Here is a 25,188-nt window from a genome sequence, read left to right as displayed (position 1 = left end):
GTGGATAACCGACGGGTTGTGGACAACTCCCTCACCCATGAGGGTGACGGAGGAGGGGAACTCAGCCGAGGTCGTCGGAGGGCATCTCCAGGTCGGACTTGCTCAGCTCCTCGATGTTCACATCCTTGAACGTGAGCACCCGCACCTGCTTGACGAAGCGCGCCGGCCGGTACATGTCCCAGACCCAGGCATCCGCCATGGACACCTCGAAGAACACCTCGCCCTGGACCGAGTGGACCTGCATCTCGTAGTCGTTGGTGAGGTAGAAACGCCGCTCGGTCTCGATCACGTATTTGAACAGACCGACGACGTCGCGGTACTCCCGGTAGAGCTTCAGCTCCATCTCGGTCTCGTACTTCTCGAGGTCCTCGGCGCTCATGGCACGTTCCCCTTCCGCCTGTGCGTGACCCCATTGTGCGTCGCCCGGGCGCGACGGGCCCGGGCATAGCCGGAAACCGGCCCGTAGGCGGCACCGCCCATGATCAGCGCCGCGCCGGCGAGGACCGCGAGCAGCAGCGGCCGCAGCGGCCCGGGCTCGGAGATCCCGCCGGGCAGCGCCGCGAAGCCGTCCGGGCGCTTCAGCATGCCCGCGCTGCCCAGCGGCCACACCGTGGCGTCGACCCGGCTCCTGACGGCGTCCCGGGGTATGGCTCCGCCGCCCGATTCGGCCAGATGGCTGCGGGAGTCGACGGAGTCGCCGCGGTGGTCGCCGAGCAGGAAGATCATTCCCTCCGGCACGGTCGTCGCGGGAAAGCTCTCCTGAGCGGCCCGCTCACTCTCCGTGACGTACGGCTCCGCCACCGGCTCGTCGCCGACGGTCAGCCGCCCCTGTGCGTCGCAGCAGCGGACCGTGTCCCCACCGACCGCGACGACGCGCTTGACCATCGGCAGGTCGCCCCACGCCTCGTCCTCGAAGACCACGACGTCGCCGCGGCGCACCTCGTCGCCCGAGATCCGCTCGGCCAGCACCCGGTCGCCGGAGGCGACGGTGGGCGCCATGGAGGACGACGGCACGGTGTACGGCACGTACACCGCGGCGGCCCAGGCGAAGCCGCCGAGGAACAGCACGCACCCGACCGCCACTGCCACGCCCGACAGCATGTTCCCCCTGCGACCGGCTCCGCTGCTGTTCATGGCCGCACACTACCCAGAGGCCCGGCAGGCAGTCTGCCCGCTCGGTGAACCACCGTGATCAGCGACGCCCGGTCCCGCCACGACACCGGCCGAGGCCCGTAAAGCAGCAGGTCAGGCAGGCCGCGTAGGCCAGGGAAGCCACTGCCACCCGGCGATCACTTCACCCGGACGGCCCTGCGCCCCCGCACACCGCAGGCAAGCAGGGCCCGCGCCCGGCCCGCCTCAGTCGTTCAGGTCCGCCTTGCGGATCAGCCGGCGCCGCCGCCACAGCACCAGCGGCACCGCCCCGGCCAGCCCCAGCACCGCCGGCGCGGTCCCCGCGGCGGCGTTCAGCCCCGGCTGGTCGAAGGTGCCCGGCACCGGCAGCGTGCCCCAGCGGTCGATCGGCCAGGCCCGCGCGATGGCCCGCCCGACGACGAGGTCCTCGTCGACGAAGCCCTTGTCGGGCGACTTCTCGTGGTAGCGGGAGTCCAGCGAGTCCTGCCGGTGGTCGCCCATCACCCACAGCTTGCCGTCCGGCACCTTCAGCGGCCCGAAGTCGTTGTCCTCGCAGGGGGTGTCGCCGGGGAAGATGTACGAAGTCTCGTCCAGCGCCTTGCCGTTGACCTTCACCGGGCCGACGCCCTTGCACTCCACGGTGTCGCCGCCGACCGCGATGACGCGCTTGATGAGGTCCTGCTCCTCCGCCGAGGGCATGAGGCCGATGAAGCTCAGCCCCTTCTGGATGCCTTCGAGTACGGGCCCGGAGTCCGACGACGGCGCCTCGTTCAGCCAGCCGCCCGGGTCGTGGAAGACGACGACCTCGCCGCGCTCAGGCTCCGCGCCGAACCACGGCGTGAGCTTGTCCACCAGCACGCGGTCGCCGACCTGCAGCGTGTTCTGCATGGAGTTGGAGGGGATGGAGAACGCCTGGACCAGGAAGGTCTTGATGATCAGCGCGAGCACCAGCGCGACGAGGATGAGGATCGGCAGTTCCTTCCAGAAGGAACGCTGCTTCTTCACGCCCGTGTCGGCCTCGCGGCTGCCGTCCGCGTCGTCCCCCCCGCTGCCGCTGCCGCCACTGCCGTCCCCGCCGTCGCTCATCGCTCCCGCTTCCGTCGCCGCAGGGCCGCCGGGAGCGTCGGGCGCGGCGTTCTGCGGAACACCGTCCTTGGCGAGGGAGGGTCGGGGGGCGCCGTCCCGGGAGGTGTCCGCCGGACCGTCGGCCGCCTGCTCCGGAGGACCGCCAGGAGGGCCGGCAGCCGGCTGCTGCGCGCGGCCCTGACCGGGCCGGTCTTCCGGACCCTCGTGACCGGACCGGGCGCTGACTGCCACGTCCCCCACATCCACTCCTCACCTTGCCGCTGCCTGCCCCTGGTCAGGTGCAGGCCCACCACTCCCATAACGAGCGAGAGTTCCGCAGGAGTCGGGAGGGGCTCCATTCGGCCCACTTCTTTCGAGGACACCTTATTCGCCCGCGCGTCCGACTCCGGAACCGAGGCATAGGTGTCCGGTGAGTCGAATTTGTCCCAGTGGCCGAGCGGCCAGGCGATGGCCATGGCCCTGCCGACGACGTCCTCTTCCGCGATCGTTCCCTGGTACGGACCATCCAGGTGGTAGCGCGAGTCGGCGGAGTTGGAGCGGTGGTCGCCCATGACGAAGATCCGGCCGTCCGGCACGGTCACGTCGAAGGTCCGCTGCGACGGCTTGTCCCCGGGGTGCAGGTACGACTCCACCAGCGCGGTGCCGTTGACCGTGACCCGCCCGCCGTCGTCGCAGCAGACCACCCGGTCGCCGCCGGTCGCCACGACCCGCTTGATCAGGTCCTGCTCGTGCTCCGAGGGCAGCAGCCCGATGAACGTCAGCACGTCCTTGACCTGCGCGACGCCCACCGGGTCGTCGAGCCGGTCCTCCTCCCGGTTGCTGAGCCAGCCGCCGGGGTCCTTGAAGACGACGATGTCGCCGCGCTCAGGCTTCGCGCCGAACCAGGGCGTGAGCTTGTCGACGACGACCCGGTCGCCGATCCGGATCGTCTGCTCCATGGATCCGGAGGGGATGACGAACGCCTGCAGCAGGAAGGTCTTGACGCCCAGCGCGATCAGCATGGCCGCGCCGATGATGAGCGGGATCTCCTTTATCCGCGAGCGGGTCCTGCGCCGCCGCGCCCGCTGGGCCGCCTTGCGGCGCTCCGCGCGCCCGCCGAGCCGCGGCCCCGTCTCGCCGCCGCGCCTGCGTTCGCCGCTCTCCGGCTCGTACGGATCGTCGCCGCCCGAGCCGGAAGGGCCGTCGCTCTGCCCGCCGTCCCGTCCGTACGGGCCCTCGCGGTGCCCGCCGCCCGAGCCGTACGGGCTCTCGCCGTACCCGCCGCCCTGGCCGTACGGATCCCCGGCGGGCCCGCGCCCGTACGGATCCCCGCCCCCGTACCCGCCACCGCCGCCCCCCGCGCCGCGCCGGTCCTCCTGACCGCCGCCGCCCGCGTGACGCGCGTGGCTACCCCCCATATCCCGGCCGCCCCAGCGAGCCGGCCCGGTCCGGCGGCCACCCCCGCCAGTCCGCCCTGCCGATCACCTTGTCCACCGAGATCGTGCCGCCCCCGGGCGACCCGAGGTGGTCGCGGGAGTCGCGGGAGTCGCTGCGGTGGTCGCCCATGACCCACAGCCGGCCGGGCGGCACGATGACGTCGAACTCGACCAGGGACGGGGCGTCGCCCGGATACAGGTACTCCCGCTCGTCGAGCGGCTTTCCGTTCACCGTCAGCCTCCCCCGTGCGTCGCAGCAGATCACCCGGTCACCGCCGACACCGATGACGCGCTTGACGTAGTCGGTGCCTTCGGGCTCCGCAAGCCCGGTGGCCGCGCCGGCCTTGCGCAGCAGGCCCGGCACCGCGCCCCCGCCGTCACCGGCGGCGGCGAAGGTCCCGGAGCCGTCGAAGACGACAACGTCTCCGCGCTCCGGTTCGTCCCCGAACGCGTAAGCGAGCTTGTTGACCAATACCCGGTCGCCGGGCTGGAGAACCGGCTCCATGGAACTGCTCGGCACCAGGAACGGCTGCACGACGAAGGCGCTGACGAGCAGCCCGAGGACGGTGAAGGTGGCGGCGAGCGCGACGGCCCAGCGCACCAGACGGACGAAAGAGGAGCGCGAGGACCCCTCCCGCCCGGACTCCGGGGAGGAGGAGTCGTCGCGCTCCTCGGGCCGCAGCTCAGTGTCCATCGCAGCGAAGCCTAATATGGCCGTTCGCCCACGTGGACCGGCCGCGTCAGCTCTCGCGCTTCTCCTTGATCTTCGCGGCCTTGCCGCGGAGGTCGCGCAGGTAGTACAGCTTGGCGCGGCGGACCTGGCCGCGGGTCACCAGCTCGATCTTCTCGACGACCGGGGTGTGCACGGGGAAGGTGCGCTCGACGCCGACGCCGAAGCTGACCTTGCGGACCGTGAAGGACTCGCGGACCCCGGAGCCCTGCCGGCGGATGACGACACCCTTGAACTGCTGGACACGGGAGCGGTTGCCCTCGATGACGCGCACGTGCACGTTGACCGTGTCACCGGGCCGGAAGGGCGGGATGTCGTCGCGCAGGGAGGCTGCGTCGACGCTTTCGAGAAGGTTCATGACCGTCTGCTTTCTTCGCCGATGCCACAGGTCATCGACAAGAGTCCGAAGTGGGACAGAGGATGCTGCAGCGTCGTACGGGCGTCGTGTCCCCCCGTGGCAGGGGCGCCGCGTCGGACGGCAGGCAGCAGCGGCCTATTCTTCCACGTCGGCGCCCGTACGCCAAAATCGTCCGTCGGGCCCCTCGGCCCAGCCGAGTTCGGCGAGCAGCGCCCTGTCGTGCTTGTCGTACGCACCGGGCGCGGCCCGCGCGATCAGGTCGGGGCGGACCTCGGCGGTGCGGCGCAGTGCCTGGTCACGGCGCCAGCGGGCGATGCGGCCGTGGTCGCCGCTGAGCAGCACGTCGGGTACGGTCCTGCCGCGCCAGTCGGGCGGCTTGGTGTAGGCGGGGCCTTCGAGGAGGTCGGCCATGGCGCCGGGGGCGAAGGAGTCGTCCTGGTGGGAGGCGGCGTTGCCGAGGACACCGGGCAGGAGGCGGACGACGGCTTCCGCGATGACGAGGACGGGTGCCTCGCCGCCGGCGAGGACGTAGTCGCCGATGGACACCTCGTGCAGCCGGTAGCGGCCGGCGTACTCCTCGATCAGGCGGCGGTCGATGCCCTCGTAGCGCGCGGGGGCGAAGACCAGCCAGGGCTCGGCGGCCAGTTCCACGGCCAGTTCCTGGGTGAAGGGCCGGCCGCTGGGGGTGGGGACGACGAGCACGGGGTCGCCGGACCCGGAGCCGGTGACGGCGTCGAGGGCCGCGCCCCACGGCTCGGGCTTCATGACCATGCCGGGGCCGCCGCCGTAGGGGGTGTCGTCGACGGTGTTGTGCCGGTCGAACGCCCACTCCCGCAGGTCGTGGACGCGGACGTCGAGCACGCCGCGCTCGATGGCCTTCCCGAGGAGCGAGAGCCGCAGCGGCTCCAGATAGGCAGGGAAGATCGAGACGACGTCGATCCTCACGCCGGGCCCTCTCCCCCGCGCCCGCCGTCGGGCCCGCCGTCCCGATCGCCGCTGACGGCCACGTCCAGCAGCCCCGGCGGCGGCTCCACGACGACGCGCTGCGCGTCGAGGTCGATCTCGGGCACGATCTCGCTGACGAACGGGATCAGCGCCTCGCCGCCGTCCGGGCGCGCGACGACCAGCAGGTCCTGGTACGGCAGGTGCGCGACCTCCGCGACCCGCCCCACGGGGGTGCCGTCGCGCAGGACGACGTCGAGGTCGGCGAGCTGGTGGTCGTAGTACTCCTCGGGGTCCTCCGGCGTCGCCTCGGGGTCGATGTCGGCGACGAGGAGGGTGTTGCGCAGCGCCTCGGCTGCGGTGCGGTCGGTGACTCCCTCGAAGCGCAGCAGCAGCCGGCCGCTGTGCACCCGCCCGGTGGCGATGGTCAGCGGGCCTGCGGCGGCCGGGTCGGTGGTCAGGACGGCGCCGGGGGCGAGCCGCCGCTCGGGCTCGTCGGTGCGTACCTCGACGGTGACCTCGCCCTTGATCCCGTGGGCGCGGCCGATCCGCGCGACTACGAGTTGCACGGGTGCCTTCCTCTTCGTACGTCGTCGGCCGTCACCCGGTGCGCGCCGGGCCCTCGCGGGCGTACGGGGCGGACCGCCGCCCGCGTACGGCGACGGGCCGGGGCGCCTGCCGGCCTCCCCGGCCCGTGCCGGTGACGACTGCTCCGTCCGTCCGCGCGGCGGTCGGTCAGCGGACCTGGTCCACGTCGACGAGGTCGACGCGGATGCCGCGGCCGCCGAGCGCGCCGACGACGGTGCGCAGCGAGCGGGCCGTACGGCCGTTGCGGCCGATGACCTTGCCGAGGTCCTCGGGGTGCACCCGGACCTCCAGCACCCGCCCGCGGCGCAGGTTGCGCGAACTGACCTCGACCTCGTCGGGGTTGTCGACGATGCCCTTCACCAGGTGCTCAAGGGCTTCTTCGAGCATCGTCAGGCCCCGGCGGCCTCGGCCGCGGCCTCGCCGGACTCGGCGTCGGCCTTCTTCTCGGCCTTGTCACTCTTCTCGGCCTTGTCGGCCTTCTCAGCCTTGTCGGCCTTCTTCGCCTTGGGGGTCACCGCGTCACCCTTGGGCTCGTCGGCGGCGTCCTTGGCGGCGGCCTCGAAGAGGGCGCGCTTGTCGGCCTTCGGCTCGGGGACCTTCATCGGCTCGGGCGCCGGCAGGCCCTTGAACTTCTGCCAGTCGCCGGTGACCTTGAGGATGGCGAGGACGGGCTCGGTCGGCTGCGCGCCGACACCCAGCCAGTACTGCGCCCGCTCGGAGTCGACCTCGATGCGCGAGGGGTTCTGGACCGGGTGGTACAGCCCGATCTCCTCGATGGCCCGGCCGTCACGGCGGGTGCGCGAGTCGGCGACGACGATGCGGTAGTGCGGCGACCGGATCTTGCCCAGGCGCTTCAGCTTGATCTTGACTGCCACGGGAGTGGTGTCTCCTGGAGTTGACGTGATTGGGCCGGCCGTGGTGCTGCGTGGGGTTGCAGTGCCCTGGCGCCCGATGGACGCGTCAGCCGGAGGAGAGAGGGTTCCTGTGCGGCTGTCGAGTTCAGCTCACCATTGTGCCACACGGTCGCGACGCCCCTGCCCGCCCCCACCGGCACGGTCGCACGCCTGGTACCGCCCGCCGGTGCCCGCGAGGGCGTGCCGGTCGGGCGGCTGGGCGACGTACCCGTATGAGGCGGCTCACGCCGCGTCAGGCGGCCGCCTCCGCGATCCGGCCGGGGGTCCGGCGGTCGGCCGGTGCACGGGCGGGATCGGGGGGCGGGTCTCCGGCGGCGGGGGTCAGGCCGCGGCGGCGGGCTCCGGGATGCGGAACGGCTTGCCGCAGCCGCCGCAGACGATCGGGGCCTGGGCCAGGACCGAGGGCACGACGCGGACGTTCCGCCCGCAGTCGCACACGGCCTTCACCCGCACGCCGCCGCCCGAAGAACCGTGCCGGGCCGCGGGACCGCGGAAGCTGCGCGGGCTGTCGGCGGCGGTGGCCGCGTCATGAGCCCGCAGCGCCTTGCGCAGCCGCTCGCCGGCCGCGCGATAGCGCTTCTTGGCCGCCGGGGTGAGGGCGACCAGGGAGAACCCGCTGCTGGGGTGCGGCTCGTCGGGGTGGTCGAGGCCCAGCTCCTCGGCGATCGCAAGGAAACGTCTGTTGTGGTAGCGGCCGGCCCGGGATGTGTCCCGCACCCCGCGGGCCGCGGCAATGCCGTGAACGGCTTCGTGCAGGAGTCGCTCGAAGGACAGCTCCGCCCCGCAGGCGGACGAGGACTCCCCGATCAGTGATTCCGGCGCGGCGAGGTCCGGCAACTCCGGGTGGTGCCGCTGAATCTCGGCCCACGCGGCTGCCAGCTCCGCGGCAAGTACAAGTGGTGTCGTGCTCACGTCGGGACTAACGAGCGGAGGGCCTTCGGTGTTCCGATTCCCGGCATCCCAAATAATTTGCATCTACCCGTCAGTTCGCGATGATGCGGTTGGGACGGGGCGCCTGTGCTGATCTGTGGAGGTCTGCCGCTTAAATGATCGGGTCACAACAAAGCCGTACGTGACCGCTTGTGCACCGTCATGCGCCCTTCGCACCGTGCGTCCCCGCCGCGTCCCGCCGGAAGCCGCCGCTCCCGACGATCAGTACGCCCGGGCGACGACGGCGAGCGTACCGGGCTCGTCGTCCGCTCCCGGCACCGACCCGTCCGCCGCGATCAGGCAGCGCACGGACACGGCCTGCTCCGCCAGCCGGGCCTCGCCCGCGGGGCCGAGGTCCGCCCACGGGATACGGGCCCAGCCGCCGGCCGCCGCCGCCTCGGCCGCCTCCGCGACCGTCCGTACGTCCGTCGTCCGCTCCTCACGCATTCGACGTGACTCGGCCAGCAACCGTTCCTGATCGTCTTCGAGAATCTTCGGCAGCATCCCGGCCCGGTCGTCCAGCAGCGCGTCGAGCGCCACCGGCTCCTTGGTGCCGGGTACGCGCCGGACGAGCGTCGCGGTGCCGGCGGCCAGGTCGCGCGGGCCGATCTCGACCCGTACGGGCACCCCCTTCAGCTCCCAGTCCACGGCCCGGCGCCCGAAGGGGACGTCGACGCGGTCGTCGACCCCGACCCGTACCCCGGCGGCGGCCAGCCGGTCACCGGCCTCGCGCACCTTGGCAAGCACCGCCTCGTCGCCCTTCACGGCCAGCACCACGGCCTGCACGGAGGCGAGCCGCGGCGGGACGCGCAGCCCGTCGTCGTCGCCGTGCACCATGATCATGCCGCCGACCATGCGGGTCGTGGAGCCCCAGGAGGTCTGCCACACGTGCTCGCGGGTGCCGTCCGCGGTCAGGTACCGCGTGCCGAACGCCTTCGCGAAGTTCTGGCCCAGCTCGTGACTGGTGCCCATCTGCAGCGCTTTGCCATCGCGCATCATCGCTTCGAGCGTCAGGGTGTTGAGGGCGCCGGCGAACCGCTCGGCGGCGGTCTTGCGGCCCGGGAGCACGTCGATGGCGAGCACGTTCACCATGAAGTCGGCGTAGACGTCGCGCTGGATACGGGCCGCGTACTCCCGCGCCTCCTCGTACGTGGCGTGCGCGGTGTGCCCCTCCTGCCACAGGAACTCCGTCGTCCGCAGGAACATCCGCGGCCGCAGCTCCCAGCGCACCACGTTGGCCCACTGGTTGATGAGCAGCGGCAGATCGCGGTAGCTCTGCACCCACTTGGCGAAGTAGTCGTTGACGATCGTCTCGGAGGTGGGCCGGACGACGACCGGCTCCTCCAGCTCCTTGCCGCCGCCGTGGGTGACGACGGCCAGTTCGGGCGCGAAGCCCTCGACGTGGTCGGCCTCCCTGGCCAGGTAGGACTCCGGGATGAAAAGCGGGAAGTACGCGTTCTGCGCGCCCGCGGCCTTGATCCGGTCGTCCATCTCCCGCTGCGTACGCTCCCACAGCCCGTACCCGTACGGTCGGATGACCATCGTGCCGCGCACCGGGCCGTTGTCGGCCAGTTCGGCCTTGGTGATGACGTCCTGGTACCAGCGCGGGAAGTCGTCCGCCTGGGGGGTGAGCACGGGTGCCTTTGCCATGGCGGAGATCGTAGGGGCGGACCGCGGGCCGCGGATACTCGTTTACGAGGACGCCGGCGGCCCGCCGGCCGACGCCGTCACAGCAGCTTCTTGAACTCCTCCGGCAGCTCGAAGTCCTGCGGCGGCTGGTCCGCGGCGCCGCCGAACGGGCCGCCCGCGGCGGCCCGGCGCTCGGCCGCGGCCTGCTCGTCGGCCTTGCGCTTCATCGGATTGCCGCTGCGCTGGCGCCCCTTGGCCTTCTTCTGCTGCTTGCCCTTGCGCTTGCCGGCACCCGCGCCCGGCATCCCGGGCATGCCAGGCATCCCCGGCATGCCGCCGCCCTGGGCCATCTTCGACATCATCTTGCGGGCCTCGAAGAACCGCTCCACCAGGTTCTTCACGGCGCTGACCTCGACGCCGGAGCCGCGCGCGATCCGGGCCCTGCGGGAGCCGTTGATGATCAGGGGGTCGTGGCGCTCCCCCGGCGTCATCGACTTGATGATCGCCGCGGTGCGGTCCACGTCCCGCTCGTCGAGGTTGTTGATCTGCTCCTTCATCTGGCCCATGCCCGGCATCATGCCGAGCAGCTTGGAGATGGAGCCCATCTTGCGGACCTGCTCCATCTGCGCCAGGAAGTCGTCGAGCGTGAACTCCTTCGGCCCCTTCGCCAGCTTGGCCGCCATCTTCTCGGCCTCTTGCTGGCTGAAGGTCTGCTCCGCCTTCTCGATCAGCGACAGCATGTCGCCCATGCCGAGGATGCGGGACGCCATGCGGTCCGGGTGGAACGCGTCGAAGTCGTCCAGCTTCTCGCCGTTGGAGGCGAACATGATCTGCTTGCCGGTGACCTGCGCGATCGACAGCGCGGCACCGCCGCGGGCGTCGCCGTCGAGCTTGGAGAGCACCACGCCGTCGAAGCCGACGCCGTCGCGGAACGACTCGGCCGTGCCGACGGCGTCCTGGCCGATCATCGCGTCGACGACGAAGAGGATCTCGTCGGGGCCGACCGCGTCCCGGATGTCGGCGGCCTGCTGCATCATCTCGGCGTCGACGCCGAGGCGGCCGGCGGTGTCGACGATCACCACGTCGTACTGCTTGTCATGGGCGTGGGTGATCGAGTCCTTGGCGACCCGAACCGGGTCGCCGACGCCGTTGCCAGGCTCGGGGGCGAAGACGGCGACCGACGCGCGCTCGCCGACGACCTGCAACTGGTTGACGGCGTTGGGGCGCTGGAGGTCGGCGGCGACGAGCAGGGGCGTGTGCCCCTGGCCCGCCAGCCACTTGCCGAGCTTGCCCGCGAGGGTCGTCTTGCCCGCGCCCTGGAGGCCCGCGAGCATGATCACGGTCGGCGGGGTCTTGGCGAACCGGAGCCTGCGGGTCTCACCGCCGAGGATGCCGACGAGCTCCTCGTTGACGATCTTGATGACCTGCTGGGCGGGGTTGAGCGCCTGGGAGACCTCCGCGCCGAGCGCGCGCTCCTTGACCTGCTTGATGAAGGCCCGTACGACGGGCAGCGCGACATCCGCCTCCAGGAGGGCGACGCGGATCTCCCGCGCGGTGGCGTCGATGTCCGCCTCGGACAGCCGGCCTTTCCCCCGGAGGGTCTTGAAGGTCGCTGCTAGGCGGTCGGAGAGCGTATCGAACACGGCGTTCGCGATTCCTTGGCTCGGGTGGTCAGGCGGGTGTCGGCTCTCCAGGGTATCCGCCCGGCGGCGCGCGCGGACCGGCGGTGCGCGGCGGACCGGATCAGACCAGCGCCGCCTGGAGCCTCCCGGCCAGTTCGTCGGCGGCGCGGTCGGCGAGGGGGCGGCCGGCGGGGTCGGTGACGTAGAAGGCGTCGACGGCGTTGGCGCCGAGGGTGCTGACGTACGCGCCGCGCACCCGCACCCCGGCCGCCTCCAGCGCGCGGCCGATGCGGTGCAGCAGGCCGGGGGCGTCCTGGGCGCGGACCTCGATGACGGTCGCGTGCTGGGAGCTGCCGGGGGCGACGGTCACGCGGGGCGGCGGGCCGGGGGTGCCGCGGCGGCGGGGGCGGTACGCCTTCTCCCGCTCGGCGAGGCGGGCGGGCACGTCGAGAGTGCCGTCGAGGACGCGCAGGAGGTCGGCGCGGAGGCGGTCGGCGGCGGGGAGGGAGCCGAACTCGGCGGCGACGCGCCAGTTGAGGAGCAGGACGTGGGGGGTGGCGGGGTCTCCGGGGGTACCCGCGGGTTCGGGCCCGGTTGCGCCGGTGGCCCGGGTCCTTTCCGGCGCCGGGGCGGACCCCGGGTCGCCGGCCACGCCCGGGGGCAGCCGCAGGGGGCGCAGCTCCGCGGTGCGTACGGTCAGCCGGTGCAGCGCCAGGACGCCCGCGAGCGCGGCCAGGGCATCGGGGCGGTCGGGGAGGGCCACGAGCAGCTCCACGCCCAGCGGCAGGGCGCCGCTCCGCTCCGTACCCGCCGCGCCTTCCAGCTCCGCCTCCGCCGGCGGCGGCTCCTCGGTCCTGGCGCGCAGCGTCAGCGCCGGTGCACGTGTTCGCCACGCCTCCACCGCGAGCCGCTCCTCCGCCGCCCCGGGCGCCCGCCCGGCCCGCTCCTCCGCCGCCCCGGCGGGCTCGCCGGCCAGCGCGGCGCCGACCCGCCCGGCCAGGTCGGCGACGAGCGAGGCCCGCCAGGCGCTCCACGCCGCGGGTCCGGTGGCCAGCGCGTCGGCCTCGGTGAGCGCGTGCAGCAGCTCCAGCGTGCCGCGCCCGCCGACCGCGTCGGCCACGAGGCGTACGGTCGCGGGGTCGTCCAGGTCCCGCCGGGTGGCGGTCTCGACGAGCAGAAGATGGTGGCGTACGAGCGCGGCCACGACGGCGACGTCGGCGGGCGGGAAGCCGATGCGCCGGGCCATGTCGCGGGCGATGGTCTCGCCGGTGGCGCTGTGCCCGCCCGGGCCGTCGGGCCAGCCCTTGCCGATGTCGTGCAGCAGCGCGGCGACCAGCAGCAGGTCGGGGCGGCCGACGCGGCGGGTGAGCGCGGCGGCCCGTACCGCGGTCTCCACCAGGTGGCGGTCGACGGTCCAGCGGTGCACGGCGTTGCGCTGGGGGCGGCAGCGTACGCGCTCCCAGTCGGGCAGCAGCCGGGTGAGGAACCCCTCCGCCTCCAGGCTCTCCCACACCTGCACGGTGGCCTCGCCGGCGCCGAGCAGCGTCACCAGTTGCTCGCGCGCCTCGTCCGGCCACGGCACGGGCAGCGGCGGCGCCTGCGCGGCCAGCAGCCGTACGGCGTGCAGTGACAGCGGCAGCCCCGCCTGCGCGGCGGCGGCAGCGGCGCGCAGCGGCAGCACGGGGTCGCGGGCGGGGCGGGCGGTACGGGCGAGGACGACCTCGCCGTCCTGCTCGACTACGCCGTCGGCGAGGGGGGTGCGCTCGGCGGGGCCGCGCTGGCCGGAGCCGATGAGGTTCCGCAGCCTGGCGGCGCCGCGCCGGCCGCCGCGGGCGCGCAGGACGCGGTCGACCTCGCGCCAGGTGACGTCGGTGGCGTACGCGAGGGTGCGGGCGGCCTCGTAGACCTCGCGCAGCAGGGTGTCGGCGTCGAGCAGGCCGAGGGCCGCCGCGACCTGGTCCTGCTCCTGGAGCGCGAGCCGGTCGGTGGCGCGGCCCGTGGTCAGGTGCAGCGCGTCGCGGGTGTCGAGGAGGCGCGCGCGGGCGCGGTCCAGTCCTTCGCGGGGCGCGTCGGCGAGCCAGGAGGCGGCGACGGCGCGCAGGGCGGTGGCGTCGCGGAGGCCGCCGCGGGCCTCCTTGAGGTCGGGCTCCAGGAGGAACTGCAGCTCCCCGTGGCGCTCGGCCCGCTCCCGGCCCAGCTCGCGCAGCTCGGGGAGGCGGCGGGCGGCGCGGTTGCGCCAGTCGGCGAAGACGGCGGTGCGCAGCGCGGAGGTGAGCGCGGCGTCGCCGGCGACGTGGCGGGCGTCGAGCAGGCCGAGGGTGACCTTGAGGTCGTCGGCCGCGGTCTTGAGCGCTTCCGCGGGGGTGCGTACGGAGTGGTCGAGGGCCAGGCCCATGTCCCAGACGGGGTACCAGATCCGGTCGGCGAGGGCGGCGAGTCCGGCGGGCCGCAGGGAGCCGTCGTGGAGGAGGAGCAGATCGAGGTCGCTGCGGGGTGACAGCTCCCCGCGCCCGTAGCCCCCGACGGCGACGAGGGAGACGCCGCGGAGCCCGCGGGGCAAGCGGTCGCCGGAGGTGCCGCGGACGTCGCCGCGGTGCCCGTGACGCCCGTCGTGTGCGCGGGCGGCGCCTGGGCTCTGCGCCCCTTGGTCGCCGCCGCCGCCGGATCCGGGTTCGGCGCCGCCGGTCGCCCCGTGGAGCAGGCCGGCCAGCCACCGGTCGGTGGCCCGCGCCAGCGCGGCCCGCCGCGGCGCGCCGCCCTCGGCGTCGAGCAGCCGCACGCGGGCCGCGGCGTACGCCTCCTCGGCGAGCGGGGCGTCGGATTCACCGGATGCCGGTACGAAGTCCGCCGCGCCCCGCGCCGGTTGCGGGTCCTTCTCCCCGGCCGGCGGGCTGGTCACGACCGGTGACGCGGGGGCGCCGCCGGAGTGCGCCCGCTCCCCCGGCGCGCCGGGCGCGGGCCCGGCCGGGGAGGCCACCAGGCCGCCGCCGCCCGGCGGAGTCCCCCGCGAGGGCCCCCCGGCCCCCGGGGCCCCGGCCTCTCCCGGCTCCCCGCCCGTGTATCCCCCCGGCTGCTGCCGTCCGGTCTCCGTCACCCACGTACTCCCGCCAGTTGGTCCGCCCACGGCGGGCCCGCACCGTCGCGGGCCCGCCATGGGCGGGGGTCGCCGACCGCCAGGTCAGAGCGCGTCGGGGCCGCGCTCGCCGGTGCGGACCCGTACCGCCGTGTCCACCGGCACGCTCCACACCTTGCCGTCGCCGATCTTGCCCGTCCGTGCCGCCTTCACCACGACCTCCACCAACTGCTCGGCGTCGTCGTCCTCCACCAGTACCTCGATCCGCACCTTCGGCACGAGGTCCACCGTGTACTCCGCGCCCCGGTACACCTCGGTGTGGCCGCGCTGCCTGCCGTAGCCGCTGGCCTCGGTGACCGTCAGCCCCTGCACGCCGAACGCCTGGAGGGCCTCCTTCACCTCGTCCAGCCGGTGCGGCTTGATCACTGCCGTGATGAGCTTCACGCGTCCACCTTCTTGTCCGCGGCCGCGGCCGCCGTCGCCCTGTCCGTGCCCGGCGCCTGACCGCCCACGGACGCCGCCGCCGGCGCCGCGGCCACCGCCGCCGAGCCCACGCCGCTGAAGTCGTACGCGCTCTCCGCGTGCTGCGTCCGGTCCACGCCCGCGAGTTCCTCGTCCTCGCCGACCCGGAAGCCCACCAGCCGGTCGATGCCCTTGGCAAGCAGCCAGGTGACGGCGAACGTGTACACGAGCACCACGCCCGCGCCCGCCGCCTGCCGGCCGAGCTGCTCAAGACCGCCGCCGTAGAAGAGGCCGATGTCGTCGATGGCGAAGAAGCCGATCGCGAGGGTGCCGACGATCCCGCCGACCAGGTGGACGCCGACGACGTCGAGCGAGTCGTCGTAGCCCAGCTTGTACTTCAGGCCCACGGCCCAGGCGCAGACGGCCCCGGCGATGATGCCCACCGCCAGCGCGCCCACGGCGTTCACGGACGCGCCGGACGGGGTGATCGCCACCAGTCCCGCGATGGCGCCGGACGCGGCGCCGAGCATCGTGACCGAGCCGTGCCGCCACTTCTCGTAGACCAGCCAGCCGACGACGGCGGCGCCGGTGGCGACCTGGGTGTTGAGGAGCATCGTCGCGGCGACGCCGTCGGCGGCCAGTTCGGATCCGGCGTTGAAGCCGAACCAGCCGAACCACAGCAGCGCGGCGCCCAGCAGCACGAAGGGGAGGTTGTGCGGCCGCATCGGGTCCTTCTTGAAGCCGATGCGCTTCCCTACGACGAGCACGGCGGCCAGCGCCGCGATGCCGGCGTTGATGTGCACGGCGGTGCCGCCCGCGAAGTCGATGGCCTTGATGTCGCCGTTCAGGCCGATGAAGCCGTCCGGCCCCCAGACCCAGTGCGCGACGGGGAAGTAGACGACCGTGACCCACAGGGCGATGAACAGCGCCCAGGCGGTGAACTTCACCCGGTCCGCGAGGGCACCGCTGATGAGTGCGGGGGTGATGATGGCGAACATCAGTTGGAAGGCGGCGAACGCCAGCACCGGGATGCCCTCGTCGCCCCCCGTCAGCGTCTCGGGGGTGATCCCGGCCATGCCGACGTGGTCGAGGTCGCCGAGGACGCCGCCGCCGATGTCGTCGCCGAAGGTGAGGCTGTAGCCGTAGAGCACCCACAGAATGCTGACGATCCCGAGCGAGATGAAGCTCATCATCAGCATGTTCAAGGTGCTTTTGACCCGCACCATGCCCCCGTAGAAGAAGGCAAGACCGGGCGTCATCAACATGACCAGCGCCGCGCTGATCAGTACGAATGCGGTATCGGCGCCATTCAACGTCGCGTCTCCTCCTCGTGCGGCCCGTGCGGGCAGAAGTGGTGCGGGCCGGAATGCGCACGAGGCTGGCGCAGCGGGGTTTCCGCCACCGCCCCCCGGTGTTTCGGGAGCGTGACGAAGGCCACGGAGGTGTTACGGGGTGATGAACTTCCCGCGGGCGCGAGCGGGCGGGGTTACTCTCGCACGCACCACGGGGGCGGCCCGTCCGGGGGACGGGCCAGGGTGGCCGGGTGCCGGGGAGCCGCGGGTTCGAATCAGCCGGCGGCTTCCACGGTCTCGGGCAGCTCGCGCGCGAGCCGGTCGGCGAGGTCGGCGACCTCGCCGACGGCGCCGTACCGGCGCACGGCGCTGTCGACCGTCTTGCGCAGACGGGTGTTGACCCGCTCGGAGCGCACCTGGCGGGCGATCGTCAGCGCCTCGCCCGCGCACAGGGCGCACTGCCGGGGATCCTCCTCCAGCAGGTGGACGGTGGCGAGGCCGACGAGGTTCAGCGCGTACGAGCGGCGCCGCTCGGCGTCGGCGGCGAACAGCTCGACGGCGCGCGCCATGACGGGCCGGGCGAGGGCGGCGTAGGTGGGGCTGCGGCCCGCGACGTAGGCGAGGTCGCGGTAGGAGTGGGCGTTCTCGCTGTTGAGTTCGGCCTCGGAGAAGAAGCGGATCCAGTCGGGATCCGGGCGGCCGGGGTCGATCTCCTCGAAGCAGTCCTCGGCCATGCGGACGGCCCGGTGGCAGCGGTCCGGGCGGCCGAGGTTGGCGTACGCGCGCGCCTCCATCGCATACAGCATCGACTGCGTACGGGACGTGGCGCTGTCCCGGCTGCCGTACTGGGCGAGGTGGATCAGCTCCAGGGCGTCGTCGGCGCGGCCCAGGTGGATCATCTGGCGGGCCATGCTGGACAGCACGTACGCGCCGAGCGGCCGGTCACCGGCCTCCTTGGCGGCGTGCAGGGCGAGGACGAAGTACTTCTGGGCGGTGGGCTGGAGGCCCACGTCGTAGCTCATCCAGCCGGCGAGCTGGGAGAGTTCGGCGGTGATACGGAACAGCCGCTCGGCGACCGCGGGCGGATGCGGCTCCTGGAGCAGGTCGGTGATCTCGTGCAACTGCCCGACGACGGCCTTGCGGCGCAGCCCGCCGCCGCACTGGGCGTCCCACTGGCGGAACTTGGCGGTGGTCGTCTCCAGCAGCGCCAGCTCGGGCCCGGAGAGGGCGTAGGACGGGGCGGCGGGGGCGGCGGAGGCGGCGGCCGGGGCGGGCACCGGGGCCGGGGGCCCGCCGGGGGCGGGCGGCTGCGCCAGCCAGCGCTGCATGGGCTCCACCAGGACGGGGCCCGCGGCGATGTTCAGCGAGGCGCCGAGGAAGCCGCGGCGGGCGAGCATGAGGTCGCTGCGCGAGAACTCGCTGATGTGCTCGACGGTTTCGGCGGCGTTCCACGGCAGGTCGACGCCGGAGACGGCGGGGCGGGGGCGGGCGGCGTGCAGTCCGAGCTGGTCGACGCCGACGACGCAGCCGAAGCGCTCGGAGAACAGGTCGGAGAGGATCCGCGGGATCGGCTCGCGCGGCTGCTCGCCGTCGAGCCAGCGGCGCACGCGGGAGGTGTCGGTGCTGATGTGGTGCGCGCCGAGCTGGCGGGCCCGGCGGTTGACCTGCCTGGCCAGCTCGCCCTTGGACCACCCGCTGCGCAGGAACCACGAAGTGAGTTCCGTGTTGGGGCCCTTGCCCGCGCCGGTGGCACCGGTCCGGCTGCCGCCCGTGCCGTCCAACTCCAACGCCCCCATCCCGCCTCGGCCGTCGTGGTACGCCCCGGATTATCCCCGGAACCGAAGCCCCCGAAGCCCGGTGGGAATTCCTGCCGTTGGCATATCCACCTGTCGCATGCCGCCGCCGCTGGCACCGAAAGTAATCCTACGATCACCGTTTCGCGAGCGCGATCCCGGAAACGCCACCATTCGCCACCCCTACGAGTGAACACGGCGCCGCTCACACGCGGTTGACTTGACGAGGGACGGCACCGCAGCGGGCGAGGTGACGCCCGGCAGGGCGCGCGCCGCGGGCCACGCTACCCCCTGGCGCGCCATCACACCCCGGATACACCTCCCCGACAACACAGTGTTACCAGCAAACTGCTGTGAGTGAGGCGTGCGGAGTGACCGACCGCACCGGCGAGCAGTTGGAGGGGGCATGGGTTTCCCGATCGGCGGCATCCGCGGCCGACGCGACATCGGATCCGTCCGGCGCGCCCGTACGTCCGCCGGACACACGGCGACGGCGGTGGCGGAGTACACCGGGCTGTGGGGCTGGGACGTGCTGCCCGGCGCGCCGCTGGAGCGCGGCCCCGGGGGCGGGCGCGTCTGCTCGTGCGCGCGGGGCGCCGGCTGCCCCGCCCCAGGCGAGCACCCGCTGCCGGACGCCCGCGCCGTCCCGGCGGGCACCCCGCTGGACGAGGTGACGGACGCCTGGGCGGGCACGCCGGGCGCGGCGGTGCTGCTGCCCGTGGGCCTGTCGTTCGACGCCCTGGAGGTCAGCGCCGTCGCCGGGCGGCGGGCGCTGCCCCGGCTGGAGCGTTTGGGGCTGCCGCTCGGCCCGGTCTGCGCGACCCCGGACGGGCGGGCGCACTTCTTCGTCGCCCCCGGCGCCGCCGCCGAGCTGCCCCGGCTGCTGTACCGGATGGGCTGGGACGGCGCCCGGCTCGACCTGCGCTGCCTCGGCCGGGGCGACCATCTGCTCGCCCCGCCCTGCGATCTGCGCGGCCTCGGCCCGGTGCGCTGGCTGCGCCCGCCGACGCTGGACACGGCGGGCGGCCCGCCGCCGGCCAGGCTGCTGCTGGGCACGCTGGCGTACGCGCAGAGCGCCTGGCTGCGCGCGGGCTGACACCGGCGCGCACGGAGGACGGACGCGCCCGCGCACGGGCGGACGCCGGTGGCGTACGGCCGATCGGCCGCTCCGATCAGCCGACCCGGCCGGCCGGGTCGGCTGATCCGGCTCAGTCGCCGATCAGCGCGTCCACGAACGCCTCGGGCTCGAACGGCGCCAGGTCGTCCGCGCCCTCGCCCAGGCCCACCAGCTTGACCGGCACGCCCAGCTCCCGCTGCACGGCGATCACGATGCCGCCCTTGGCCGTGCCGTCCAGCTTCGTCAGCACCAGCCCGGTGATGTCCACGACCTCCGCGAAGACCCGCGCCTGCACCAGCCCGTTCTGCCCGGTCGTGGCGTCCAGCACGAGCAGCACCTCGCCGACCGGCCCGTGCTTCTCCACCACCCGCTTGACCTTGCCCAGCTCGTCCATGAGCCCGGTCTTGGTGTGCAGCCGCCCGGCGGTGTCGATGAGCGCCACGTCGGCGCCCTCGTCGATGGCCTCCTTCACCGCGTCGAAGGCGACGGACGCCGGATCGCCGCCCTCGGGACCGCGTACGGTACGGGCGCCGACCCGCTCGCCCCACGTCTGGAGCTGGTCCGCGGCGGCGGCCCTGAAGGTGTCCGCGGCGCCCAGCACCACGGACTTGCCGTCGGCGACCAGCACCCGGGCGAGCTTGCCGGTGGTCGTGGTCTTGCCGGTGCCGTTCACGCCGACGACCAGCACGACGCCCGGCACCTCGCCGCCCTCGGGGCCGACGGACTCGGCGGTGTTCAGCGACCGGTCGGCCTCCGTGCCGACGAGTGCCAGCAGCTCCTCGCGCAGCAGCGCGCGCAGCTCGTCGGGCGTGCGCGTACCGAGGACCCGGACTCGCTCGCGCAGCCGCTCCACCAGCTCCTGCGTCGGCTGCACGCCGACGTCGGCGGTCAGCAGCGTGTCCTCGATCTCCTCCCAGGTGTCCTCGTCGAGGTGTTCGCGGGAGAGGAGGCCGAGGAGGCCCTTGCCGAGGGAGTTCTGCGAGCGGGCCAGCCGGGCGCGCAGCCGGACGAGGCGGCCCGCCGACGGCGCGGGGACCTCCAGCTCCGGCGCGGGAGCCGGCGGCTCGGCGACGACGGTGCCGGTGCCTCCGCCGGGCAGGTCCACCTCCTCGATGGTCCTGCGCTGCTCCTCGCCGGGCTCCCCCGCCTCCTCGCCGACCTGCGGCTCGGCGGGGGTCCTGGCACCGGGCGACGGCGGCTGCGGGGGTACCTGCTTCCGGCGGCGGGAGCCGACGACCAGGCCGCCCGCGACGAGGACTGCGACGACGGCGATGGCGATGACGATGAGGATGATGTCCATAACGCCCACCAGTATCGCCCGCCCGGGAGGTGTGCGCGGCACCCCGCCCACTTCCGTCCCGCGGGGCGCACGGGCGGGCGGCTCAGTTGAGCCGCTGGCTGATCACCTTGGAGACGCCGTCCCCCTGCATCGAGACGCCGTAGAGCACGTCGGCGACCTCCATCGTGCGCTTCTGGTGCGTGATCACGATGAGCTGCGAGGTGCGCTGCAGCTCCTGCATCAGCCGCACCAGCCGCTGCAGGTTGGTGTCGTCCAGGGCGGCCTCGACCTCGTCCATCACGTAGAACGGGCTCGGCCTGGCCATGAAGATCGCGACCAGCATCGCCACCGCCGTCAGCGACCGCTCGCCGCCGGACAGCAGCGAGAGCCGCTTGACCTTCTTGCCCGGCGGCCGCGCCTCCACCTCGACGCCGGTGTTCAGCATGTCGTCCGGGTCGGTGAGGATCAGCCGGCCCTCGCCGCCGGGGAAGAGGCGGGAGAAGACGCCCTCGAACTCGCGGGCGGTGTCGTGGAAGGCGTCGGTGAAGACCTGCTCGACCCGCTCGTCGACCTCCTTGACCACCTGGAGCAGGTCGGCGCGGGTGCGCTTGAGGTCGTCGAGCTGCTCGGTGAGGAACTTGTGCCGCTCCTCCAGCGCCGCGAACTCCTCCAGCGCCAGCGGGTTGACCTTGCCGAGCCTGGTGTACGCGCGCTCCGCGGCCTTCAGCCGCTTCTCCTGCTCGGCGCGCACGTACGGCCGGGGCCGGTTGCGCGGGTGCTCCGGATCCTCGGGCAGTTCCTCACCCTCGGCGGGCAGCGACGGCGGTACGAGCTGGTCGGGGCCGTACTCCGCCACCAGATCGGCGGGCTCGACGCCCAGCTCCTCCAGCGCCCGGCCCTCCAACTGCTCGATGCGCAGCCGCTTCTCCGCGCCCAGCACCTCGCCGCGGTGGACGGAGTCCGTCAGCTTGTCCAGCTCGCCGGCCAGCTCGCGGGAGAGCCGGCGCTGCCGGCCCAGCTCCTGCTCGCGCTCCGCGCGGGCCCGCTCCGCGGCGGCGCGCTCCTCCTCGGCGCGGGCGAGGGAGACCTCGACGTGCGCGAGGAGCTGCCGGGCACCCGCGGCGACCGCGGTGGCGACGGCCGCCTCGTGCCGCAGCCGGGCGCGGCGGCGCTCGGCGCGGGTGCGCGCCTCGCGCTCGGCGCGGGCGGCGCGGTCGAGCCCGTCGGCGCGGCCCGCGAGCCCCTTGACCCGCTCCTCGTGGGTACGGACCTGGAGCCTGGCCTCCATCTCGGTCTGCCGGGCGTTGGCGCCGTCGGCGGCGAGCCGGTCGCGTACGGAGGTGTCGGAGCCGTCGTCGCCGTCCTCGGCGGCGCCGGCCTCCTCCTCCGCGGTCTCCAACTGGGCCGCCAGCTCCTCCGCCTCCGCTCCCGCGCGGGCCAGCGCCTCTTCCGCGCGGGAGGCCGCGGCGGCGCTGCGCTCGGCCTCCCCGGCGGCGGCGCGGGCCTGACCACCGAGCCGGCCCAACTCGCCGGCGACGCGGGACCGCTCCCGGTCCGCGGCGCTGCGCCGGCCGCCCAGCTCCTCGACGAGCGCGGCGCACTCGGCCCGCCGGGCGACGGCGGCCTCCTGCCGGTCGTGGAGCAGCAGGCAGCGGGCGTCCAGCTCGGTCAGCTCGGCCGCCGCCTCGTCGACGGACGCCTGCACCTCCAGCAGGCTGGGGGCGCCGGCGGAGCCGCCGTGGGCGAAGTGGCCGCCGAAGACGTCGCCTTCCGCGGTGACGGCGGTCAGCTCGGGCCGGACGGAGACGAGGTCTTCCGCGTCCTCCAGCGTGGCGACGCAGACGGTACGGGCCAGCAGCCGGCGCACGGCGGGCAGCAGTTGGTCGGGGCCCGCGACCAGCGCGGCGAGGTGGCGGGCGCCGGGCGGGAGTTCGCCGTCGGGGTGCGGCTCGTACGGGGCGTCGCCCAGGAGCAGCGCGGCGCGCCCGGCGTCGTGCTTGCGCAGCAGCCGCAGCGCGTCGGCCGCGGCGGCGGGTCCCGAGACGGCGAGGGCGTCGGCGGCGGCGCCGAGCGCGGCGGCGACGGGGACCTCGTACCCGGGGGCGACGGTGAGCAGTTCGGCGGCGGGGCCGAGCACGCCGGTCAGCTTGTCGCGGGCCTGGAGCAGGGTGCCGGTGCCGTCCTTGCGGCGCAGGCCGAGGGCGAGCGCGTCGCGGCGGGCGGTGGTGGCGGCGCGGGCCCGCTCGGCCTCGGCGGTCTCGTCGCGGGCGGCGGTCAGCTCGGCCTCGGCGGCCTGGAGGGCGGCCTTCGCCGCCTCCTGCTCCGCGGCCAGCTCGCCGTCGTCCCCGGCCAGCCCGTCGACCTCGGCCTTCAGCGTCTCGTACGCCTCCTGCGCGGCGGCGGCGCGCTCCTGTGCCTCGTCGCGCGCGGTGGCCAGCCGGTCGATCTCGGCCTGCGCGGAGGCGGCGCGGCCGCGGGCGGCGGTGACCTTGCCGCTGAGCCGGGCGAGCCGTTCGCGGCGGTCGGCGACGGCGCGGGCGGCGTCCTTCAGCCGCCGCTCCTCGGCGGCGAGTTCACGCTCCAGCTCGGCGCGGTGGGCGACGGTGTCCTCCAGCGCCCGCTCGGCGGCGTCCAGGGCGGCTTCCAGCTCGGCCTCCTGCTGGCGGATGCGCTGCGCCTCGCGCTCCAGGTCCTCCGGGTCACGGCCGCGGCGCTCCTCCTCGGGGGCGGCGGTGGCGTGCTTGGCGCGGGCGTCGGCGAGGCTGACGGTGCCGCGGACCCGCTCGGCGAGCTGGCCGAGTTCGTGCCAGGCGCCCTGCGCCTCGGTGAGCCGCGGGGTGAGGGCCCGTACCTGCTCCTCCAGGGCCGATTCCCGCGCGCGGGCGGCGGTCAGCTCGGCCTCGGTGGCTTCCTTGCGCTCCTTCAGCGCCGCTTCGTCGGCGATCTCGGCGGAGAGGGCCGCGCGCAGGGTGACGAGGTCGTCGGCGAGCAGCCGGAGCCGCGCGTCGCGCAGGTCGGCCTGGATGACGGCGGCGCGGCGGGCGACGGCGGCCTGCCGGCCGAGCGGCTTGAGCTGGCGGCGCAGTTCGTCGCTGAGGTCCTGGACGCGGGCGAGGTTGGCCTGCATCGCGTCCAGCTTGCGCAGCGCCTTCTCCTTGCGCTTGCGGTGCTTGAGGACGCCGGCGGCCTCCTCGATGAAGGCGCGGCGGCCCGAGGGGTCGGCGTGCAGGACGGAGTCGAGCTGGCCCTGGCCGACGATGACGTGCATTTCGCGGCCGATGCCGGAGTCGGAGAGCAGTTCCTGGATGTCGAGAAGGCGGCAGGTGTCGCCGTTGAGCTGGTATTCGCTGCCGCCGCTGCGGAACATCGTCCGGGTGATGGTCACTTCGGAGTAGTCGATGGGCAGTGCGCCGTCGGAGTTGTCGATCGTCAGCGAGACCTCGGCGCGGCCGAGGGGCGGCCGGCCGGTGGTCCCGGCAAAGATGACGTCCTCCATCTTGCCGCCCCTGAGGGACTTCGCCCCCTGCTCCCCCATCACCCAGGACAGCGCGTCCACCACGTTGGACTTTCCCGAACCGTTCGGGCCGACGACACAGGTGATACCCGGCCCGAAACGGAGGGTGGTGGCGGAGGCGAAGGACTTGAACCCCCGGAGCGTGAGGCCCTTCAAGTGCACTGGCGAGCTCTCCTCCGGCGACGAAACATGTGCCGGAGACTCTATCGCGCAAGCCGGTTTCACTGGGTAACCGCCGGGGCACATCAATTACGGAGCATCACCCCCCGGGGTGCCGGCTCCGGGGCGGGTTCCCTGCCGGGGGATCCGTAAGAGAGCGGAGAAACGACGAAGGGACGCGGTTAAGCGTCCCTTGACAGTTATCTCAAGCGGTTGGGTGCAGACCTGACGGTTCTCGCATGATTGTCAGGTAAGCGCAGGCTCCGCCTGGGATACGTCGAGCAGTGACTCGCTGTTGTGAGCAGCGGCGGCGGCGAGCATGTCGTTCTCGGCCTGGACGCGGACGAGCTCCGACTCCAGGTCCTGGACACGCTGCTGCAGCCGTCGCATCTCGGCGAGGAGTCGCGGGTCTGTACCGCCGACGTAACCGAGAAGCGCCTTTGCCATGATTGCAGGTCCTCCACACTGAGTGACCGACCGAGCGGTGTGGGTCGTGAGGGATTCGCACCCGCGATGTCTGCCCATGGCACAAACAGCAAGGGTGCGCGGGGCTTCAAGCGTCTCACCAAATAGTTTGACGGTCAACACGATCACACCCCGTATCGGGCGCGGCACGTGCAATTGCAGGCCGCGGGGGGTGGCAGGACCCGTCTGGTGTGAGAGCTTTGCACGCGCGGCAGCCGTTGGCAACCCGCTGGTCATCCCTGCCGGACCAGCCCTTATGGCGGAGCGTGCTCAGCGGATGGCAAATGAGTGATATCCGCCGCGCGGCTCGTCCCAGATCTCCGTCACACCCGAGACGCGGCCCGGCGTGTCGGCGGACCGCAACCACTCCAGCAACTCCTGACACTGCGCTCGCGGACCCTCGGCGACGATCTGGACCCGGCCGTCCCCGAGGTTGGCGGCGAAGCCGCTGAGGCCGCCGATCTCCAGCGCGCGGGCGCGGGTGAACCAGCGAAAGCCGACGCCCTGGACCACGCCGCGCACCCATGCCGTCATGCGGACGTCTGTACTCATGTGACGCACGTTATCCGGACGATGTGGCCGCGGGCACGTCCGGTCGGGGGGGCATGGCGTACAGTCTGCCGACAGCAATATCACTCGTGTGTGCGAGTGGCGTGTGTGCAGGAGAAGTTGTCGTCGGACGTGAGGGG

At 73.6% G+C, this 25,188-nt stretch carries 21 protein-coding genes and 1 pseudogene; 1 reads left to right on the top strand and 21 read right to left on the bottom strand.

The annotated features are described in order from the left end of the window. Positions 1–61: 61 nt before the first annotated feature. From ACFYVJ_RS20725 to ACFYVJ_RS20645, 17 genes and pseudogenes are all read right to left on the bottom strand, one after another. On the bottom strand, positions 62–379 hold the full coding sequence (locus tag ACFYVJ_RS20725; RefSeq protein WP_101421213.1) for a DUF2469 domain-containing protein: 318 nt from the start codon (positions 377–379) through the stop codon (positions 62–64). Then, complete coding sequence (gene lepB / locus ACFYVJ_RS20720; RefSeq protein WP_388893587.1) at positions 376–1,101, bottom strand: signal peptidase I; 726 nt, start codon at positions 1,099–1,101, stop codon at positions 376–378. Before lepB (ACFYVJ_RS20720) ends, ACFYVJ_RS20725 begins: the two co-directional genes overlap by 4 nt. A 255-nt stretch (positions 1,102–1,356) precedes the next feature. After that, positions 1,357–2,457 (bottom strand): signal peptidase I, encoded by a 1,101-nt coding sequence (gene lepB, locus ACFYVJ_RS20715; protein WP_388893413.1) that lies wholly within the window; start codon positions 2,455–2,457, stop codon positions 1,357–1,359. A 254-nt stretch (positions 2,458–2,711) separates the two neighbouring features. Further along, positions 2,712–3,218: pseudogene (gene lepB, locus ACFYVJ_RS20710) on the bottom strand (signal peptidase I); the annotation flags it as partial. A 385-nt stretch (positions 3,219–3,603) separates the two neighbouring features. Beyond that, positions 3,604–4,326, bottom strand: a complete 723-nt coding sequence (gene lepB, locus ACFYVJ_RS20705) for a signal peptidase I (RefSeq protein WP_388893411.1) — start codon at positions 4,324–4,326, stop codon at positions 3,604–3,606. 46 nt (positions 4,327–4,372) lie between these two features. After that, the gene (rplS, locus tag ACFYVJ_RS20700) at positions 4,373–4,720 is read right to left on the bottom strand and encodes a 50S ribosomal protein L19 (RefSeq protein ID WP_388893409.1); all 348 of its coding nucleotides are present in this window, start codon (positions 4,718–4,720) and stop codon (positions 4,373–4,375) included. Between the two features lie 135 nt (positions 4,721–4,855). After that, positions 4,856–5,665 (bottom strand): tRNA (guanosine(37)-N1)-methyltransferase TrmD, encoded by an 810-nt coding sequence (trmD, locus tag ACFYVJ_RS20695; protein ID WP_388893407.1) that lies wholly within the window; start codon positions 5,663–5,665, stop codon positions 4,856–4,858. Beyond that, on the bottom strand, positions 5,662–6,231 hold the full coding sequence (gene rimM, locus ACFYVJ_RS20690) for a ribosome maturation factor RimM (protein ID WP_388893405.1): 570 nt from the start codon (positions 6,229–6,231) through the stop codon (positions 5,662–5,664). Before rimM ends, trmD begins: the two co-directional genes overlap by 4 nt. 166 nt (positions 6,232–6,397) lie before the next feature. Further along, positions 6,398–6,637 carry an RNA-binding protein gene (locus ACFYVJ_RS20685; protein WP_027771538.1) on the bottom strand — a complete coding sequence of 80 codons (240 nt, stop codon included), beginning with the start codon at positions 6,635–6,637 and terminating at the stop codon, positions 6,398–6,400. A 2-nt stretch (positions 6,638–6,639) separates the two neighbouring features. Beyond that, positions 6,640–7,125, bottom strand: coding sequence for a 30S ribosomal protein S16 (gene rpsP / locus ACFYVJ_RS20680; RefSeq protein ID WP_388893403.1), 486 nt, complete (start codon positions 7,123–7,125; stop codon positions 6,640–6,642). Between the two features lie 360 nt (positions 7,126–7,485). Further along, the gene (locus tag ACFYVJ_RS20675; RefSeq protein WP_388893401.1) at positions 7,486–8,076 is read right to left on the bottom strand and encodes a hypothetical protein; all 591 of its coding nucleotides are present in this window, start codon (positions 8,074–8,076) and stop codon (positions 7,486–7,488) included. 240 nt (positions 8,077–8,316) lie between these two features. After that, on the bottom strand, positions 8,317–9,744 hold the full coding sequence (gene proS, locus ACFYVJ_RS20670) for a proline--tRNA ligase (protein ID WP_388893399.1): 1,428 nt from the start codon (positions 9,742–9,744) through the stop codon (positions 8,317–8,319). 77 nt (positions 9,745–9,821) lie between these two features. Continuing rightward, positions 9,822–11,366, bottom strand: coding sequence for a signal recognition particle protein (gene ffh / locus ACFYVJ_RS20665; protein ID WP_388893397.1), 1,545 nt, complete (start codon positions 11,364–11,366; stop codon positions 9,822–9,824). Between the two features lie 100 nt (positions 11,367–11,466). Next, positions 11,467–14,499 carry a [protein-PII] uridylyltransferase gene (locus ACFYVJ_RS20660; protein ID WP_388893395.1) on the bottom strand — a complete coding sequence of 1,011 codons (3,033 nt, stop codon included), beginning with the start codon at positions 14,497–14,499 and terminating at the stop codon, positions 11,467–11,469. A gap of 24 nt (positions 14,500–14,523) precedes the next feature. Next, complete coding sequence (locus ACFYVJ_RS20655) at positions 14,524–14,862, bottom strand: P-II family nitrogen regulator (protein ID WP_027771544.1); 339 nt, start codon at positions 14,860–14,862, stop codon at positions 14,524–14,526. Further along, complete coding sequence (locus tag ACFYVJ_RS20650) at positions 14,859–16,193, bottom strand: ammonium transporter (RefSeq protein ID WP_388893393.1); 1,335 nt, start codon at positions 16,191–16,193, stop codon at positions 14,859–14,861. Before ACFYVJ_RS20650 ends, ACFYVJ_RS20655 begins: the two co-directional genes overlap by 4 nt. Positions 16,194–16,447: 254 nt before the next feature. Next, positions 16,448–17,968: a hypothetical protein gene (locus ACFYVJ_RS20645; protein WP_388893391.1), complete on the bottom strand. Its 1,521-nt coding sequence runs from the start codon at positions 17,966–17,968 to the stop codon at positions 16,448–16,450. Between the two features lie 403 nt (positions 17,969–18,371). Between ACFYVJ_RS20645 and ACFYVJ_RS20640 the strand changes: the two genes are divergently transcribed. After that, positions 18,372–19,061 carry a bifunctional DNA primase/polymerase gene (locus ACFYVJ_RS20640; protein ID WP_388893389.1) on the top strand — a complete coding sequence of 230 codons (690 nt, stop codon included), beginning with the start codon at positions 18,372–18,374 and terminating at the stop codon, positions 19,059–19,061. A gap of 112 nt (positions 19,062–19,173) precedes the next feature. Here the strand turns inward: ACFYVJ_RS20640 and ftsY are convergent, their stop codons facing one another. The 4 genes from ftsY to ACFYVJ_RS20620 form a co-directional block, all read right to left on the bottom strand. Further along, the gene (gene ftsY / locus ACFYVJ_RS20635; RefSeq protein WP_388893387.1) at positions 19,174–20,382 is read right to left on the bottom strand and encodes a signal recognition particle-docking protein FtsY; all 1,209 of its coding nucleotides are present in this window, start codon (positions 20,380–20,382) and stop codon (positions 19,174–19,176) included. Between the two features lie 82 nt (positions 20,383–20,464). After that, a complete protein-coding gene (gene smc, locus ACFYVJ_RS20630) occupies positions 20,465–24,037 on the bottom strand; it encodes a chromosome segregation protein SMC (protein WP_388893385.1) in 3,573 nt (1,190 codons plus the stop codon). Positions 24,038–24,280: 243 nt separating this feature from the next. Next, the gene (locus ACFYVJ_RS20625) at positions 24,281–24,481 is read right to left on the bottom strand and encodes a hypothetical protein (RefSeq protein ID WP_018839639.1); all 201 of its coding nucleotides are present in this window, start codon (positions 24,479–24,481) and stop codon (positions 24,281–24,283) included. A 288-nt stretch (positions 24,482–24,769) separates the two neighbouring features. Next, positions 24,770–25,051: an acylphosphatase gene (locus ACFYVJ_RS20620; RefSeq protein ID WP_388893382.1), complete on the bottom strand. Its 282-nt coding sequence runs from the start codon at positions 25,049–25,051 to the stop codon at positions 24,770–24,772. Positions 25,052–25,188 lie beyond the last annotated feature (137 nt).

Source organism: Streptomyces sp. NPDC004134 (assembly GCF_042874195.1).
GTDB lineage: Bacteria > Actinomycetota > Actinomycetes > Streptomycetales > Streptomycetaceae > Streptomyces.
This window is presented reverse-complemented; position numbering and strand designations above follow the sequence as displayed.

Excerpts from the sequence above, each read along its gene's own strand:
- ACFYVJ_RS20685 (WP_027771538.1), bottom strand. The coding sequence starts at position 6,637 with ATGCTCGAAGAAGCCCTTGAGCACCTGGTGAAGGGCATCGTCGACAAC.
- lepB (WP_388893587.1), bottom strand. The coding sequence starts at position 1,101 with ATGCTGTCGGGCGTGGCAGTGGCGGTCGGGTGCGTGCTGTTCCTCGGC.
- ACFYVJ_RS20725 (WP_101421213.1), bottom strand. The coding sequence starts at position 379 with ATGAGCGCCGAGGACCTCGAGAAGTACGAGACCGAGATGGAGCTGAAG.
- proS (WP_388893399.1), bottom strand. The coding sequence starts at position 9,744 with ATGGCAAAGGCACCCGTGCTCACCCCCCAGGCGGACGACTTCCCGCGC.
- ACFYVJ_RS20645 (WP_388893391.1), bottom strand. The coding sequence starts at position 17,968 with ATGGGGGCGTTGGAGTTGGACGGCACGGGCGGCAGCCGGACCGGTGCC.
- ACFYVJ_RS20625 (WP_018839639.1), bottom strand. The coding sequence starts at position 24,481 with ATGGCAAAGGCGCTTCTCGGTTACGTCGGCGGTACAGACCCGCGACTC.
- lepB (WP_388893411.1), bottom strand. The coding sequence starts at position 4,326 with ATGGACACTGAGCTGCGGCCCGAGGAGCGCGACGACTCCTCCTCCCCG.
- rplS (WP_388893409.1), bottom strand. The coding sequence starts at position 4,720 with ATGAACCTTCTCGAAAGCGTCGACGCAGCCTCCCTGCGCGACGACATC.
- ftsY (WP_388893387.1), bottom strand. The coding sequence starts at position 20,382 with ATGGACATCATCCTCATCGTCATCGCCATCGCCGTCGTCGCAGTCCTC.
- ACFYVJ_RS20620 (WP_388893382.1), bottom strand. The coding sequence starts at position 25,051 with ATGAGTACAGACGTCCGCATGACGGCATGGGTGCGCGGCGTGGTCCAG.
- ACFYVJ_RS20660 (WP_388893395.1), bottom strand. The coding sequence starts at position 14,499 with ATGGCGGGCCCGCGACGGTGCGGGCCCGCCGTGGGCGGACCAACTGGC.
- ACFYVJ_RS20640 (WP_388893389.1), top strand. The coding sequence starts at position 18,372 with ATGGGTTTCCCGATCGGCGGCATCCGCGGCCGACGCGACATCGGATCC.